We start from the raw sequence: 16064 nt of genomic DNA on the forward strand, positions 1-16064 counted from the left end.
CTGAAAAATGATATTATCCAGATACATTATAGCAGAATTGGCCAGCAGGGCAATCACACCGACGAGGAGGACGATGGCGGGCTTCGTTGCGAAAGAGAGAGTGCAATGCAAATTTTCGTGGTATAATGTAAAAGCAAAGTGCGATATGGGCGATATTCTCTGCAACGATACGGGGAGCTGATACGATGAAACGCGCCGGCCTGTGGCTGTGGGGTTTACTCCTGGGACTGATGGCGGTTTCTCTCTTCCTACCGCCGGCCCTGTTACCCGCTTCCTTTGCCAGCGTGGAGCCGGCGCGCATCCTGCGCGTGGGCGTCTATCAGAATCATCCCCTGGCGTTCGTGGACGAAAATGGGCAGGTGCAGGGTTTTTACATTGATATCTTGGAAGAGATTGCGCGCCGGGAAGGGTGGCATCTCGTGTATGTGGCCGGCACCTGGGAGGAATGCCTGCGCCGGCTGGAAACAGGGGAGATTGACTTGCTGGTGGCCATCGCCTACCGGCCCGAACGGACCGAGCGCTATGATTTCAACCAGGAGACCGTGCTGACGAATTGGGGGCAGGTGTACACGGTGCCGGGCGGAGGAGTGAATTCCATCCTCGACCTGCGCGGTAAGGTCATCGCCGGCGTCCCCCAGGATATTTACACCATCGAATTCTCCCGCATGCTGGAGAGCTTCGATATCCCCGTGCAGTGGCAGTATGTGGATGAGTATTACCAGGTTTTGGAAGCCGTGTCTGGGCGAAAGGTGGACGCCGGCATCATGGCGCGGCTGGACGGCTGGGCGCACGAGAAAGAATACCACGTCGTCCGCAGTAATATCATCTGCTGTCCGACGGAACTGCGCTTTGCCGCGACCAAGGGCAAACATCAGGATGTGCTGGATGCGATTGACCGCCGGCTATCTGCCATGAAGGCCGACCGTAACTCGGTGTACTACCGGTCTATGGCGCGCTGGATCGCCGGCGCGGAGGGGCCGGCCTTCCCCCGCTGGGCGGTCTGGCTGTTGGTAGGGCTGGGCGGTGCGGCCGCGCTGGCCGGCGGCTTCAGCCTGCTCCTACGGTTCCAACTGCGTGCCCGCACGCGCCATCTCCAGGAGGAAATCGAGCGGCGCCGTGCGGCAGAGCGCGTGCAACAGCTTGTCTACCGTATCTCCGAGGCGGTGCATACGACCGGGAGCCTGGAGGAATTCTTCGGTGTGGTGCAGGCGGCGCTGAAAGCGCTGGTGCCGGCGGATAATTTCTTCGTCGCGCTGTACGATATGGACAGGGACCAGGTGTCGCTGGCCTACTTCAGTGATGTGCAGACCTCCAGGGTGCCGATGCCGGCTGGTAAAACCCTCACAGGGCGGGTGATCCGGGAGGAGCGGGCGATGCTCCTGCGCACCGCGGACATCGAGCGGCTAATTACGGCCGGCGAGGCGCAGGTGGTCGGTCCGGCCCCTAAGGTCTGGGCGGGTATCCCCTTGCGCGGCGAGGCCGGGGTGCTGGGAGCGATGGTGCTGCAGGATTATGGCGATGAGTTTGCCATTCGTGACACCGACCTGCCCATGCTGGCATATGTGGCGGAGCAGGTGGCACTGGCCATCGAGCGCAAGCGCATGGCCGAGGCACTGCGGCAGAGCGAGGCGCGCTTCCGGCGCATCGCCGAGCAGAGCCTGGATGCCATTTTTACCTTGGACCGGGAGGAGCGCTTCCAGTATGTCTCGCCGGCCTTCGAGCGCATCACGGGCTACAACACCGTGACCATCATCGGTCAGCCCTGGTGGAGCTGTATCGCCGAGGATTCCCGGCCGGCGGCCCAGGACTGCATGATCCAGGTCTGGGGCGGAAAGCCGGTGGAAGGGCTTCAGGTGAAACTGCTCTGCAGGGATGGGAAAGAGCGCGATGCAGAGATCAACATTGCCCCGGTCGTGGAGGACGGCCGCGTGGTCGAGGCCGAGGGCATCATGCGGGACATCACCGATCGCAAACAACTGGAGGCGCAGTTCCTGCGTGCGCAGAAGATGGAGGCGGTAGGCCGGCTGGCCGGCGGCATCGCCCACGATTTCAACAATCTGCTCACCGCCATCATTGGCAACGCGGAGCTGGGCCTGATGCAGTTGCACGAGGGCATGCCCGGCTATCGGGAGCTTCAGGTGATACTGCAGTCCTCCCTGCGTGCCGCCAAGCTCACCCGTCAGTTGTTGATGGTGAGCAAGCGGGATATCGCCCTGCCGCAGGCCGTCAGTCTGAACGACCTGATCCTGTCCCTACAGCCCATGTATGAGCGGCTTCTGGGTGAGGATATCCACTTCGAGGTCCAGCTTGACCCGCTTCTGCACCCTGTGATGGCGGACCAATCGCAGTTGGAGCAGGTACTGCTCAATCTGCTGGTGAACGCGCGGGACGCTATGCCGCAGGGCGGCCGGGTGTACCTCTCCACCACCAATGTCTACCTGGATGAGGAGTACTGCCGGCGCAATCCGGATGCCCGACCGGGAGACTATGTCCTGCTGGCGGTCACGGACACGGGTGTTGGCATGACGCCTGAGGTGCTGGAACACGTGTTTGAGCCTTTCTTTACGACGAAACCGGACGGCTCCGGGCTGGGCCTCTCCACCGTGTACGGCATTGTGCATCAGTACGGCGGCATCATCAATGTCTACAGCGAGGTCGGGCGCGGCACGACCTTCAAGATATATCTGCCGGCGCTGGTGAGGGAACGGCCGGCGGTGCCCCAGGAGAACAGGGACGCGGATTTGCAGGAGCTTGCCGGCACCGAGACCATCCTCCTGGTCGAGGATGAGCCGGAGATTCGTCTGCTCGCGCAGAGCGCCTTGCGGAAATTGGGCTATCACGTCGTCACTGCCGAGAGCGCGGAGGAGGCGCTGGAGATCGCGGCCGGGCTGGAGCATCCGATGGATTTGCTGATTGCAGACGTGGTTCTGCCCGGCAAGAGCGGACCCTGGCTGGCGCGTGAGCTGATGGGCCGGCAGGCCGGCCTGCGGGTCCTTTTCATCTCCGGCTATGCCGACGACCGTCTGGCGGCAGAGGAAGTAGCCGCCGGCCAGGCGGCCTTCTTGTCCAAGCCGTTCACCACCGCGCAGTTGGCGCGCCGGGTGCGCGCGGTGCTGGACGGCCGGCTCCATTGATTCAGCCGGCAGAACTGCCCGGCTGTTCCTCCGCGCTGCTGGCTTCGGCCGGCGCGTACCGGCCGTAATCCTGTGTCAATTGGCGGAGCCGGCCGGCCACGGCCTCGGTGAGCGCGCCGGCCGGACAGCGCCAGGCCCAGTTGCCGTGCGGCCGGCCGGGCATGTTCATGCGCGCCTCGCTCCCCAGCCCCAGCACGTCCTGCACCGGAAACACTGCCATCTCAGCGATGGAGAGCATGGCCAGCCGGATCATGTCCCAGTGAATTTCCCTGCCGTCGGAATGCAGGTAGCGGAGGACATACGCCCGTTCCGCCGGCGGGATCTGCGCGAACCAGCCGGCGGTGGTGTCGTTATCGTGCGTGCCCGTGTACACCACACAATGCGGCGTGGTGTAATTGTGCGGGAGATAGGGATTATCCGGCCCACTGCCGAAGGCGAACTGCAGGATTTTCATGCCGGGGAATCCGCAGGCATCGCGCATCTGCTCCACCGCCAGCGTGATGATCCCCAGATCCTCCGCGATAATAGGCAGTTTGCCCAACTGGGCTTCCAGGGCCTGGAAAAAGGCCATCCCCGGACCAGGCACCCAGCGGCCGTTGATGGCTGTTTCCTCCTCCGCCGGCACCTCCCAGTACGCCTCAAATCCCCGAAAGTGGTCAATGCGCACCATGTCCACCAATTCCAGCGTTTTGCGCACGCGCTGGACCCACCATGCGTAGCCGTCCTCGGCCATGCGCTCCCAGCGGTAGAGCGGATTGCCCCAGCGCTGGCCGGTCGGGCTGAAGTAATCGGGGGGCACGCCGGCCACTACCGTCGGCTGGCCGGCTTCGTCAAGGAAGAACAGCTCCGGGTGGGCCCAGACGTCGGCGGAATTATGAGCGACGAAAATGGGGATGTCCCCGATGATGCGCACGCGGCGCGCGTTGGCGTGTTCGCGCAGGGCCTTCCACTGGCGGAAGAAGATGAACTGGGTGAACCGGTGCACGCGCAGGGCGCCCTGGAGGTCCTGGCGGGCGCGCTGGAGCGCGGGGGGATGCCGGCGCGCCAATTCCGATGCCCATTCGGTCCAGGGGGCGCCGTTGTGGGCTTCCTTCAGCGCCATGAAAAGGGCGAAGTCCTCCAGCCAGCCGGCCTCCTGCTCGCACCAGGCTTCGAATTCGTGGTAGGCCGGATATGGTTTTTCCAGGAAGAACCGCGCCGCCGCCTGCCGCAGGATGGCGCTTTTCCAGCGTTCCACGGCCGGGTAGTCCACCCGCTGTTCGGGGAACGCCGGCGCCTGCTCCAGCGCTTCCTTGTCAAGCAGGCCATCTTCTACCAGGAGCTCGGGGGAGATGAGCAGGGGGTTGCCGGCGAAGGCGGAGAAGCACTGATATGGGGAATCGCCGTAACCGGTCGGTCCCAGCGGCAGGATCTGCCAGAGGGTCTGGCCGGCGGCCTGCAGGAACTCCACGAAGCGGTAGGCTTCCGGGCCGAGGTCGCCGATGCCGAACCTCCCCGGCAGGGAAGTGGGGTGAAGCAGTAACCCGCTGGCTCTGGCAGTGCGCATAATGTTCCTCCGGGACAAAATCAGGTCGAAGAGATGGCCGGTCACCTGCGGTGGATTATACCACCTAGCGGGAAGAAGGGGGAATATGGGCTGAGCGATGTGATGTTGTATAATAGGCCTGGCATGCATCTGACACTGCAGAGGAGGGGAACTGCCATGGGGTATCGTTATCTGGTTCTGGGAGCCGGCATGCAGGGCACAGCGGCGGCTTATGACCTGGCTGTGCGCGGGGAGGCCGACGAGATCACGCTGGCGGATCGGGATATCCACATCGCACGGTCTTCTGCCGAGCGGGTCAACCGCCTGGCCGGCCGGCAGGTGGCGCGCGCCGCGGCGCTGGATGTGAGCGATGAAAAGGCCCTTCCGCACGCCATGGCCGGTTACACGGTTGCGCTCAGCGCCGTGCCCTATCGCTTCAACCTGGGCATCACGCGGGCGGCCATCGCCGCCGGCACCAGCCTCTGCGACCTGGGCGGCAATACCGATATTGTGCTCCAGCAGTTGGCCATGGATGAGGAAGCCCGACGTGCCGGCGTGACCATCCTGCCCGACTGCGGCTTTATGCCGGGCATGGGCAACGTGCTCATCGCGCACGGCATCCGCCAGCTCGACCGCTGTGAGCGGGTGGATTCCTGGGACGGCGGACTGCCGGTCCATCCGCGCGGGCCGTTCCGGTATAAGCTGGTGTTCAGCATAGAGGGGTTGATTAATGAGTATGCCGGCGACTGCGTCGTGCTGCGCGGCGGCCGGCGGACACGGATTCCCTGCCTGACCGAACTGGAGGAGATCGAATTCCCTCCGCCTGTGGGGAAGGCAGAGGCGTTTATCACCGGGGGCGGGATCTCCACCCTCCCCTGGACGTTCGAAGGCAGGGTTCAGCACATGCAGAACAAGACGGTGCGCTATCCCGGCCACTGTCAGATGTTCGTCGCATATCGCGAGTTGGGGCTGTTCAGCGAGGAGCCGATCGAGTTCCATGGACAGCGCATTGTGCCCCGGCAGTTCCTCTTCGCCATGCTGAAGCCGCTGATCCACTTCCCGGACGATCCCGAGGATCTGGTGGTGATGCGGGTGCGGTGCAGTGGGGAGAAAGCCGGCCGGCGCGCCGCGGTAACCTTTGAGCTGATGGAATTCTATGACCCGATGACGGGGTTCACCGCCATGGAACGGGCGACGGGGTTCCCGGCGGCGCTGGCGATGACGTTGATCGCGCGCCGGAAGATAGCACCGGGCGCCAGGCCGGCGGAGATCGCTGTCCCGACGGAGGATTTTCTCGCCGGCCTGGCGGAGCGGGGGATACGCGTGCTGGAACGCTGGGAGATAGGTTGAGCCGGCGCCCGCCTATGCCGCGCTCTGCTCCAACGTCTTTAGCGCCTCCAGCAGTTTGGCGCGGGCCTCGCGGCCAGAGCCCGGAAATCCGGGTGGTCCATCAAGCGCGCCATGGCCAGCGGGTCAGCGATGGATACCTGGACGGCGCCGCCGTCCTCATAGACGATGACGTTGCAGGGAAGGAGGAGGCCGGCCTCTAGGTTGATGGAAAAAGCGCGATGGGCGAGGGGAGGATTGCACACCCCCAGGATGACATAGCGGCGGAAATCCACGTCGAGTTTTTCGCGCATCGCCTGCTGGACGTCAATCTCGCTCATCACCCCGAAGCCTTGGGCTTTGAGCGCTTCTTTGACGCGGCGCAGGGCGGCATCGAAGGGCAGATGCAGGGTCAGGCGCGCAGCCAGGTCCGTTTGTTCGATCATGGTCACTCCTCCGGCAGTACGTCCTACTACTACGGGGTATGGGTATATAATGGCACAATCAGGCGAAAATGTCAAGCGGGGCATTCGGGCGGCGGTCGCCTCTGAGCCGGCTGTTACCCCGGGTATGTCGGGATGCATCCTTAAGTGTTACCGCGCAAGCGAAAAGGGAATTTGACAAGTAAGGGGCTTGTGGTATACTGCATATGACCTCATAGGTGTTCTATTTGCCAGGGTAGCCTCATGTCTGGGAAAGGAGGGCCGTCCTTGAGCATCAAGCACTTTGATTATGTGCGAGCAACATCCTGTGCGGAAGCGGTTGCGTTCCTCAGTGACCCCACCCATGTCTCCCGACTGCTGGCCGGCGGCACCGACCTCATGGTCCTGCGCCATAAGGGCGAAGTGCATTGGGACCGCCTGGTGGACATCAGCCAGGTTCCCGAAATGCGTTCCATCTCCCAGCAGGATGGAGCCATTGTGGTCGGGGCGGCGGTGACCCATGCGGAGATCGTGGAATATCCCCTCATTCAGCGGTATCTTCCCCTCCTGGCGGATGCCTGTCATTCCATCGGCTCCCCGCAGATTCGCAATCGCGGCACCATTGGCGGTAATGTGGCCAATGCCGCGGCTTGCGCCGATACCCTGCCGGCCCTGGTCTGCCTGGAGGCGGTGGCGCGCATCGTGACGAAGGATGGGGAGATGACCATGCCGGTCAAGGATGTGGTGGTGGGCCCCAACCGCACCAGCCTGCCGGCCGCCAGCGTGATTCGTGATTTCGTCATCCCTATCCCGCCGGCACAAGCCCGCATGGCCTTCTTCAAGATTGGCCGGCGGCAGGTGCAGTCCATCTCTCGCCTGAGCCTGGCCTGTCTGGGCTGGTTGGACGCGGATGGCCGCGTGGCGGAGGTGCGCATTGTGCCTGGCGCCTGCACGCCGCAAACCCAGCGATTTGACCAGGCGGAGGCGGTGATGCTGGGGGAGGTCCCGACGGAGGAGCTGGTGCGGAAGGCCGGCCAGGCCGGCGCGGCACAGATGGTCGCCATCACCGGCCGGCGCTGGTCCACGCCGTACAAGGAGCTGGCACTGCCGGCGCTCATCGAACGGGCACTGCGCAAAGTGTTCGGACTGCCGGAGGTGAGATAATGGAAATTCGCTTCACGCTGAACGGCAAACCCACCGTGGTGGATGCGCCACCGGATATCACCCTCCTGCATCTGCTCAGGGACTATCTGGACCTGACGGGGACGAAGTGCGGGTGCGAGATTGGCGAATGCGGCGCCTGCTCCGTCATTCTGGATGGGGAAGTGGTCAACTCCTGTCTGGTCCTGGCCCCGCAGGTGGAGGGCCGGCAGGTCATCACCATCGAGGGCATTCGCGGCCCGGACGGCGGCCCTAACGATCTGCAGGAGGCTTTCATCGAGGCCGGCGCCATCCAATGCGGCTTCTGCACACCTGGCATGGTGGTGGCGGCCACGGCTTTACTGCGCAAGCACGGCTATCCCACCCGCGAGCAAATTGTGGAGGGCATCTCCGGTAACCTGTGCCGGTGTACTGGCTATCAGCAGATCGTGGAGGCCATCCAGATGACGGTACTGCGCCGGGCCGGCCTTCCCGGGAAGGAGGGACTTGCATGAGCGAGCTGAAATCCCTGGGCAAACCCACTCGCCGTGTCGACGCGCTGGAGAAAGTGCTGGGCATGGCGCGCTACACCCATGACCTCAAGATCCCCGGCATGCTGGTCGCCAAGGTCCTGCGCAGTCCGGTGCCGCATGCGGAGATCGTGAAGCTGGATGTGACGCCGGCGTTGAAGGTGCCGGGCGTTGTCGCCGCCATCACCAGCGAGGATTTCGTGGACCACAGCAACTGGGGCTTCCCGGTCAAAGATGATTACATGCTGGCCTATAAGAAGGTGCGCTATGTGGGGGACCCGATTGCGGCTGTGGCGGCGGAGACGGAGGATGCGGCGGAGGCCGGCCTGCGCGCCATTGTGCTCGAGCTGAAGGAACTGCCGGCGGTCTTCGATGTCCATGAAGCGCTCCAGCCGGATGCCCCTATCCTACATGAAGAGCTGGCCAAGGCCGAGGCGGAAGAGACCACCAGCGGAGAGCTGGAAAATGCGGAATTCATCGAGGTACATGGGAAGGGGAACCTTTCGGAGACCCTGATTGTCCGGCAGGGCGATCCGTTGGCCAAACTGCCAGAATGTGACGTGGTGTTGGATGCCGTCTACAGCGTGCCGCACCAGGAGCACGCCTATCTGGAGACCGAGGCGGCGCTGGCGGTGCCGACCGCCGACGGCGGGGTAACGGTGTACGTTGGCGATCAGAGCCCCTTTATCACGCTCAGCAACCTGGTCATGACGCTGGGCATGCCGGGCAAGGTGCGGGTCATCCAGTCCCCGCACATCGGCGGCGCCTTCGGCGGTAAATCCGATATGGTGTATGAGACAGCCGCGCAGGCGGCGATGCTGGCCATCAAGTCGGGCCGGCCGGTCAAGCTGGTGACCAGCCGTGAGGAATCCATGATCGCCTCGTATAAGCGGGACGCCATGGAGATGCATTACCGCCTCGGGGCGACGAAGGACGGCCGGCTGCGCGCCGCCAAGATCGAATGCTGGGCGGATTCCGGCGCCTATGCCTCCATGACCCCCTTCACGAGCTGGCGCGCCACCATCCATGCCATGGGGCCGTACCGCTACGAGGACTGCCATGTGGATATCAGTTGCGTCTACACCAATAACGGCTACTCAGGCGCCTTCCGCGGTTTTGGCAACACCGAGGTGACGGCGGCTTCCGAACAGGCAATTGATGAGCTGGCCGAGATGTGCGGCATGGATCCCATGGATTTCCGGCTGAAGAACTGCGTCGAACTGGGGGATACCCTGCCGTTCGGGCAGAAGCTGGAATACTCGGTGGGCCTGAAGCAGTGCCTGGAGCGGGTGCGGAAGATTTCTGACTGGGACCGCAAGCGCGCCGAGTACAGCCGCCAGCCGGCGAACCAGGAGATCCGCCGCGGCATCGGGGTCGCATCCTTCTTCCACGGCATTTCCCTGGGTGCGGAAGGCCTGGACTTTGCCGAGCATACCATCCGGCTGGGCGAGGGGAATACGTTTGAGATACTCACCGGTCTGACCGATTACGGTCAGGGCTCGCGCACGGTGTTCTGTCTCATCGCCGCGGAAGTGCTCGGCCTGCCGGTGGAACGCTTCCAGTGGATGCCGTGTGATACTGACGTGGTGCATGAATGCGGCCCCACCGTCGCCTCGCGCTCCACCATTTTAGGCGGCAATGCTACCCGCCTGGCGGCGATGCGGCTGTTGACGCAGTTGTACGAGACGGCGGCCATGATGATGGACTGCATGGTGCCGGAAGTGCGTCAGGAAGGCGAGGTGTTCCATGGGCCGGGCGGCCGGCGGGTAAGCCTGGATGAGATCATCGCCTATGCCCGGGCCCATCATATCCCGCTCTCGGCGAAAGCGCGCTGGGAGATGCCGCGCATCCACTGGTCGTTCGCCCAGGGACGCGGCGTGCCCTACGTGGCCTACCACTTCGGCGCGCAGGTGGCCGAGGTGGAGGTGGACCGCCGCACCGGCGTGACCAAGGTGCTGAATATCTACGCCGTGCACGACGTGGGCAAGGTGGTCTTCCCCCAGGGCATTCGCGGCCAGATCGTCGGCGGCATCTCGCAGGGCCTCGGCTACGCGCTGATGGAAAGGGTGGAGTTCGACAAGGGATATATCCAGAACCCGAACTTCGATACTTATCTCATCCCGACGGCCGCGGATATGCCGATCGTCACAGTGGAGTTTGTGGAGAGCGAGCTTCCCTTCGGTCCCTTCGGCGCCAAGAACGTGGCAGAGCCGTCCATGGTGCCGACTGCGCCGGCCATCCTCAATGCTATCTACCATGCTACCGGCCGGCGTATCCGCCACCTGCCGGCGAACCTGGAGCGCGTCCTGCTGGGCTACGACCTCAAGGATACCGTGACCACAGTCTGCCAGATTGGTGTCTGCGAGCGGGCCAAGTGTGAGCTGTAAGGGTTGAGCGGGATGAAAGAACGGGCAAGGGAACGTTCCTTTGCCCGTTTTGCTTTGCCAGAAAGAGAGGCTCAGTCGAGCTGTTTGGTGTAGACGCGGTGGATCTTGTACAAAATGGCCCCCAGCGCCTTGACCTCCGCCTGCATCTTCTCGTTGCCGGCCTCGACCTGCACCAGTTCGGCGAACTGGAACTTGTTGTCCTTGATGGTGCGGGCCATTTCGGCATAGAGCACAGCATTGGCGCCGCCGCCCTGGTGCTTGGGGAGGATGCCCATGCCGTTCAGGTCAATACGCCGGGTGGTTTTCAGCGCTCGCAGTAGCTTGATGAAGCCGAAGGGCCACAGCCGGCCGCCGATCTGCTGAATGGCCTCATTAATGTTCGGGAAGCCGAACAGGAAGCCGATGATTTCGTCCCCTTTCATGGCCAGTTTGATGAGCTCCGGCCGGACGATGGGGAGCATGCGGTCCAGGATGGCTTTCATTTCGCTCTGGGTGACCGGCACATATTCCCAGTTGTTGACGAAGGTGTCGTTGTAGACCTGCATGATGGCGTTGGCCATCTGGCGGATTTCGTTCTTACTGCGGAAGGTTTTGATAGTGATGCCGCGGTGCTTTTTCACCTTCTCCGCCAGCTCATAGATGCGCGGCGAGACATCCATCGTCTCGGCGTCCATGTACCAGGAGGTGATATCCACGAAGCGCTGATAGCCCATGTTGGTGACGAGCTTGTCATAATAGGGGTAGTTGTACAGGCCGCCCATCGCCGGCAGGGCATCAAAGCCCTGGATGAGGACGCCGAAGGCGTCGAAGGGGATGAAGCCCTTTGGCCCCAGCATCTGGTTCAGCCCGCGGGCGCGCGCCCAATCCTCCGCGGCCTGGAACAGGGCGCGCGACACTTCAAGGTCGTCAATGGAGTCGAAGAAGTACCAGTAGGCAGTGCGTTCGTGCTTGTGCTCGTTATGCCGGCGGTTTTCCAACACTGCGATGCGGCCGACATCGCGCCCGTCCTTCACGGCGATGAAGAAGTCGGCATCGGAGTGTTCGAAAAACGGGTTGCGCCGGCGGTCCAGATAAAACTCCTGGTCTCCCGGCAGGGGCGGCACCCAGTACGGGCACCCCTTGTACAGGCTGACGTTCACCTGGATAAAGCGTTTCACATCAGCCTTATTCCCCGTATCGATCTTCACAATTTCCACCATCGGAGTCTCTCCTCGTTCCAGAATCACGTGGATATGGGAAACCAAGGTCAGGGTTTGGCGAAGAAGCTGGCGCCCAGGGTTCCCGGGCCGGCGTGGGTGGCGATCGCTGGCACAACGTCGAACAAGGGAATATCCTGCCGGCCAAGGCGCTCTCGGAAGAAAGAGACCAGCTCCTCCGCCTCCTGGCGGGCGTCGCAGTGTTGAATCACCAGACAGGGCGAGAAGCTCAAGTCCATTTCTTCAAGGATGATCTCGCGGAAGCGCTCCAGTCCACGCTTCTTGGTGCGCTCGCGAGCATAAACGTCCACTTTCCCGTCGCGGATGGTGAGGATGGGTTTGATCTGCAGGAGCTGGCCCACCAGGGCCGCGGCTCCGCCGATCCGGCCGCCGCGCTGAAGGTACTCCAGCGTATCCACCAGGAAATAGGTGCGCAGGCGGGGGATCAGCTCCTCCAGCCGGCGCACGATGGTGTCCGCATCCAGCCCCTCCCGTACCCAGCTATCCGCCATCTGCACCAGCACGCCAAGCTGAGCGCCGATGGTGCGCGTGTCAATGATGCGGATGTCGGCGTTGGGGAATGCCTCAGCCTTGGCGATCTGGGCGGAGCGGACGGTGCCCGACAGCTCGGCTGTGGGGTGGATGCAGAGGATGGTATTGTGCGCGGCGTCCAGCTCTTCGAAGGCTTTGATGAACAGGCCGGGGGGTGGGGCGGCGGTACGGGGGAGGACGCTGGAGGATTTGAGCCGGCGGATAAATTCCTCGATGCTCATCTCCTGAATTTCCAGAAAGGATTCCTCGCCGAAATAAATCACCTGCGGGATGAGGGGGATGCCGTGCTCGGCGGCCCACTGGGGGCTTAAGCCAGATAACGTATCGGTGATGATTCGGATCACACTGACCTCCTTAAAGATACTGTTGGGCGGCGGAGGAACAGCCAGGTATCACGATCGTCAGACATAGAGCATGCCGCAGGGCAGTGAGGGATCCGTGGGGCCTGCTCTACAAGGGTGAAACACCGGTAATCATAACCGGTCGCGCGCGGTCTGTCAAATTATCCCAGCCGCCGGCGCCGGCGGAGGTTTGACAGGGCCATGCTTTCATGTTATGTTTGCGCTATCTGCAGGGGAGGCTGGAACCGTGCCCACGCTGTTAGTGCGACATGCGGCGGAAATTATCACCATGGACCCGGCGCGCCGGCGCATTCCGGACGGCGCCATCCTGGTGCGGGATCATGTGATCGAGGCTATCGGCCCGACGGATGACCTGCCGGCGTCGGCGGATCGGGTCATTGAGGCGCGGGACATGGTCATCGTCCCCGGCATGGTCAACACGCACCACCATTTGTATCAGACGCTGACCCGGGCCCTGCCGGCAGTGGAACATGCCAAGCTGTTCGACTGGCTGGTGTATCTCTATCCGCTGTGGGCGCGCATGGACAACGAGGCGGCCTATATCAGCGCCGTCATCGGGCTGGCGGAGCTGGTGCTGACCGGCTGTACGACCGTCAGCGACCACCTGTATGTGTACCCCAACGATGTGGATATCGGGGCGACCATCCAGGCCACCCGGGAAATTGGGGTGCGCTTTCATCCCTGCCGCGGCGGCATGTCGCTGGGCAAATCCCAGGGCGGGCTTCCGCCGGATGAGATCGTCGAGGACGAGGAGCATATCCTGCGGGACCTGGAAGAGGCGGTCCAGCGCTATCACGACCCGGCGCCGTATTCCATGTTGCGGGTTGTGGCGGCGCCCTGTTCGCCGTTCTCCGTGACGCCGGCGCTGATGCGCCAGACGGCGGAATGGGCGCGCCGGCACGGCATCACCCTGCATACGCATGTGGCAGAAACGCGCGACGAGGAACAGTTCTGTCTGGAGCGCTTCGGCATGCGTCCGGTGGCGTATATGGAATCGCTGGGCTGGCTGGGGCAGGACGTCTGGTTCGCCCATGTGGTGCATGTGAATGAGGCGGAGATCCGCCGGCTGGCGGCGACCGGCACTGGTGTGGCGCACTGTCCGACCTCCAATATGCGCTTGGGGTCCGGCATCGCGCCGGTGCGGCAGATGCTGGACGCCGGCGTGAAGGTCGGTCTGGCGGTGGACGGTTCTGCCAGCAACGACGGCGGCCATATGCTCCTGGAAGCACGCATGGCCATGCTGTTGCAGCGCGTCCAGTTTGGTGCTGATGGGCTTACGGTGGAGGAGGCCCTGGAGATGGCCACGCTGGGCGGTGCCAGAGTGCTGGGCCGGGATGATATCGGTTCGCTGGAGGTGGGGAAGGCGGCGGATTTCGTCGGCTTCCGCCTGGACACGCTGGAGTACGCCGGCGCGCATGACGCCATGTGCGCCCTGCTCCTCTGCGCGCCGCGCCGCTGTGACCTGTCGGTGATACAGGGTCGGGTTGTGGTGGAGGGCGGCCGGCTGTTGACGCTGGACCTGGAGCGGTTCATCGCCCGCCAGAACGAGCTGGCGAGGCGGTTGGTGGAGAACAAATGCTGATTCAAGGAGGAAGGCACATCCATGACGAAGTGGGTCTACATTCGCGACATCGCTGACTATGTGGGGCAGGAAGTCACCCTGAAGGGCTGGGTGTACAACCGCACCGACAAGGGCAAACTGCAGTTTCTGGTCATCCGCGACGGCACAGGGTTCATTCAGGCAGTGGCGTTCCAGAAAGAACTGCCGGCGGAGGTGTTCGAGCGCGCCGCTTCGCTGACGCAGGAGTCCTCTGTGGTAGTGAACGGCATTGTGCGGGCGGATCCGCGTGCGCCGGGCGGCTATGAGCTGGGCATCACGAACATCGAGATTATCCAGCTCGTGCAGGATTATCCCATCGCCCTCAAGGAGCACGGCGTCGAGTTTCTGATGGCTAACCGGCACCTGTGGATCCGCACCAAACGCCAGCACGCTATCCTGATGGTGCGGGTGGAGGTCATCCGGGCGATCCGCGACTGGCTGGATTCGCATGGGTTCGTGAATATGGACACGCCCATCCTGACGCCGGCGGCCTGCGAGGGCACTACCACGCTGTTCGAGACCGATTACTTCGGGGAGCCGGCGTACCTCACCCAGAGCGGGCAGTTGTACAATGAGGCCACCATTATGGCCTTTGGCAGGGTGTACTGCTTTGGCCCGACCTTCCGCGCTGAGAAGTCGAAAACCCGCCGGCACTTGACCGAGTTCTGGATGGTGGAACCGGAGATCGCCTTCTGCGACCTGTATGATCTCATGGAAGTGGAGGAGCAGTTCGTGAGCTATATTGTCCAGCGGGTGCTGGAACGCCGGGCCAGGGAGCTGGAAGTGCTGGAGCGGGACATCAGCCGGCTGGCGAAGGTGGAGCCTCCGTTCCCGCGCCTGAGCTACGATGAAGCGGTGGAGCTTCTGCGCAAACAGGGCTTCGACTTTCAGTGGGGCGAGGATTTCGGCGCGCCGCATGAGACGGCTATCAGCGATCAGTTCGAGAAGCCCGTCTTCGTGCATCATTATCCGACGCAGTGCAAGGCGTTTTACATGCAGCCGGAGCCTGGCCGGCCGGAGGTCTGCCGCTCGGTTGACCTGCTGGCGCCGGAAGGATATGGGGAAATTATCGGCGGTGGCGAGCGCATCGCCGATTGCGAACTGCTGGAACAGCGCATCCGCGAGCACAATCTGCCGCGCGAGGCCTATGAGTGGTACCTCGATCTGCGGAAGTACGGCACTGTCCCCCATGCCGGCTTTGGACTGGGTGTAGAGCGCACCGTGAGCTGGCTCACTGGCATCCATCACCTGCGGGAAGCTATCCCCTTCCCGCGCATGCTGGAGCGCATTTATCCGTAGGAGGTTTGCTATGGACCTCGGCCTAGCTGAGAAGGTCGTGCTGGTCACCGGCAGTTCCCGTGGGTTGGGACGTGTCACCGCCGGCCTGTTTGCCCGCGAGGGGGCCTGGGTAGTGGTGGACTATTTCTCGCATGCGGAGGCCGCTGAAGAGACCGCGCATCTGGTGGAGCAGGCCGGCGGACGTGCGCTGGTGATGCGGGCGGACGTGAGCGATGCCGGCTCCATGCAGGCGCTGGTCGCCAGGGTGAAAGACGCATGGGGCAAGCCGGTGCAGGTGCTGGTGAACAACGCCATCGCCTTTGAGGGCGAAGTGGACTTTGAGGAGATGTCCACCGCCAGCCTAGATCGCATGTACGCCATCGTGGTGAAGGGAGCGGTGCATGCCGCGCAGGCCTGTGTGCCAGGGATGAAGGCGGCCGGCTGGGGGCGCATCGTGAACATCACCTCGCGTGGGGCGTTGATGGGTGCCCCGCGCATGTCCCATTATGCGGCCGCCAAATCCGCGCTGGTCGGGCTGACGCGGGCATGGGCCAAGGAGTTTGGCCCATGGGAGATCCTGACCAACGCGGTGGCGCCCACCCTGATGCTGAC

At 63.2% G+C, this 16064-nt stretch carries 12 protein-coding genes; 8 read left to right on the forward strand and 4 right to left on the reverse strand.

Annotated features, from left to right (window positions below; all coding sequences use genetic code 11):
- The first annotated feature begins 185 nt into the window (after positions 1 to 185).
- The gene (locus H5T60_03105; protein ID MBC7241418.1) at positions 186 to 3134 is read left to right on the forward strand and encodes a PAS domain S-box protein; all 2949 of its coding nucleotides are present in this window, start codon (positions 186 to 188) and stop codon (positions 3132 to 3134) included.
- 1 nt (position 3135) lies between these two features.
- Here the strand turns inward: H5T60_03105 and malQ are convergent, their stop codons facing one another.
- A complete protein-coding gene (malQ, locus tag H5T60_03110) occupies positions 3136 to 4680 on the reverse strand; it encodes a 4-alpha-glucanotransferase (GenBank protein ID MBC7241419.1) in 1545 nt (514 codons plus the stop codon).
- A gap of 156 nt (positions 4681 to 4836) precedes the next feature.
- Here malQ and H5T60_03115 point away from each other — a divergent pair, with 156 nt between their 5' ends.
- Positions 4837 to 6009, forward strand: a complete 1173-nt coding sequence (locus H5T60_03115) for a saccharopine dehydrogenase NADP-binding domain-containing protein (protein ID MBC7241420.1) — start codon at positions 4837 to 4839, stop codon at positions 6007 to 6009.
- Positions 6010 to 6047: 38 nt separating this feature from the next.
- Here the strand turns inward: H5T60_03115 and H5T60_03120 are convergent, their stop codons facing one another.
- On the reverse strand, positions 6048 to 6431 hold the full coding sequence (locus tag H5T60_03120) for a DUF302 domain-containing protein (GenBank protein MBC7241421.1): 384 nt from the start codon (positions 6429 to 6431) through the stop codon (positions 6048 to 6050).
- Positions 6432 to 6695: 264 nt separating this feature from the next.
- On the opposite strand from H5T60_03120, the gene H5T60_03125 reads away from it, so the two are divergent.
- From H5T60_03125 to H5T60_03135, 3 genes are read left to right on the forward strand one after another with little or no spacing between them, the layout of a single operon-like run.
- On the forward strand, positions 6696 to 7571 hold the full coding sequence (locus tag H5T60_03125) for an FAD binding domain-containing protein (GenBank protein ID MBC7241422.1): 876 nt from the start codon (positions 6696 to 6698) through the stop codon (positions 7569 to 7571).
- Positions 7571 to 8062, forward strand: coding sequence for a (2Fe-2S)-binding protein (locus tag H5T60_03130; GenBank protein ID MBC7241423.1), 492 nt, complete (start codon positions 7571 to 7573; stop codon positions 8060 to 8062). Before H5T60_03125 ends, H5T60_03130 begins: the two co-directional genes overlap by 1 nt.
- Positions 8059 to 10464 carry a xanthine dehydrogenase family protein gene (locus H5T60_03135; GenBank protein MBC7241424.1) on the forward strand — a complete coding sequence of 802 codons (2406 nt, stop codon included), beginning with the start codon at positions 8059 to 8061 and terminating at the stop codon, positions 10462 to 10464. The genes H5T60_03130 and H5T60_03135 overlap by 4 nt, the downstream gene beginning before the upstream one ends.
- 71 nt (positions 10465 to 10535) lie before the next feature.
- Here the strand turns inward: H5T60_03135 and H5T60_03140 are convergent, their stop codons facing one another.
- Together H5T60_03140 and H5T60_03145 are read right to left on the reverse strand one after the other, a co-directional pair.
- Positions 10536 to 11663, reverse strand: coding sequence for a hypothetical protein (locus H5T60_03140; protein ID MBC7241425.1), 1128 nt, complete (start codon positions 11661 to 11663; stop codon positions 10536 to 10538).
- Positions 11664 to 11710: 47 nt separating this feature from the next.
- Positions 11711 to 12556, reverse strand: coding sequence for a DegV family protein (locus tag H5T60_03145; GenBank protein MBC7241426.1), 846 nt, complete (start codon positions 12554 to 12556; stop codon positions 11711 to 11713).
- Positions 12557 to 12767: 211 nt separating this feature from the next.
- Here H5T60_03145 and H5T60_03150 point away from each other — a divergent pair, with 211 nt between their 5' ends.
- From H5T60_03150 to H5T60_03160, 3 genes are all read left to right on the forward strand, one after another.
- Positions 12768 to 14156, forward strand: a complete 1389-nt coding sequence (locus H5T60_03150) for an 8-oxoguanine deaminase (GenBank protein ID MBC7241427.1) — start codon at positions 12768 to 12770, stop codon at positions 14154 to 14156.
- Positions 14157 to 14177: 21 nt separating this feature from the next.
- Positions 14178 to 15473, forward strand: a complete 1296-nt coding sequence (gene asnS, locus H5T60_03155) for an asparagine--tRNA ligase (protein MBC7241428.1) — start codon at positions 14178 to 14180, stop codon at positions 15471 to 15473.
- Between the two features lie 10 nt (positions 15474 to 15483).
- Positions 15484 to 16064: SDR family NAD(P)-dependent oxidoreductase (locus H5T60_03160; protein MBC7241429.1), on the forward strand; the 581-nt coding region annotated here is incomplete at its 3' end.

The sequence above is a fragment of the Anaerolineae bacterium genome, from assembly GCA_014360855.1.
Taxonomy (GTDB): Bacteria; Chloroflexota; Anaerolineae; order JACIWP01; family JACIWP01; genus JACIWP01.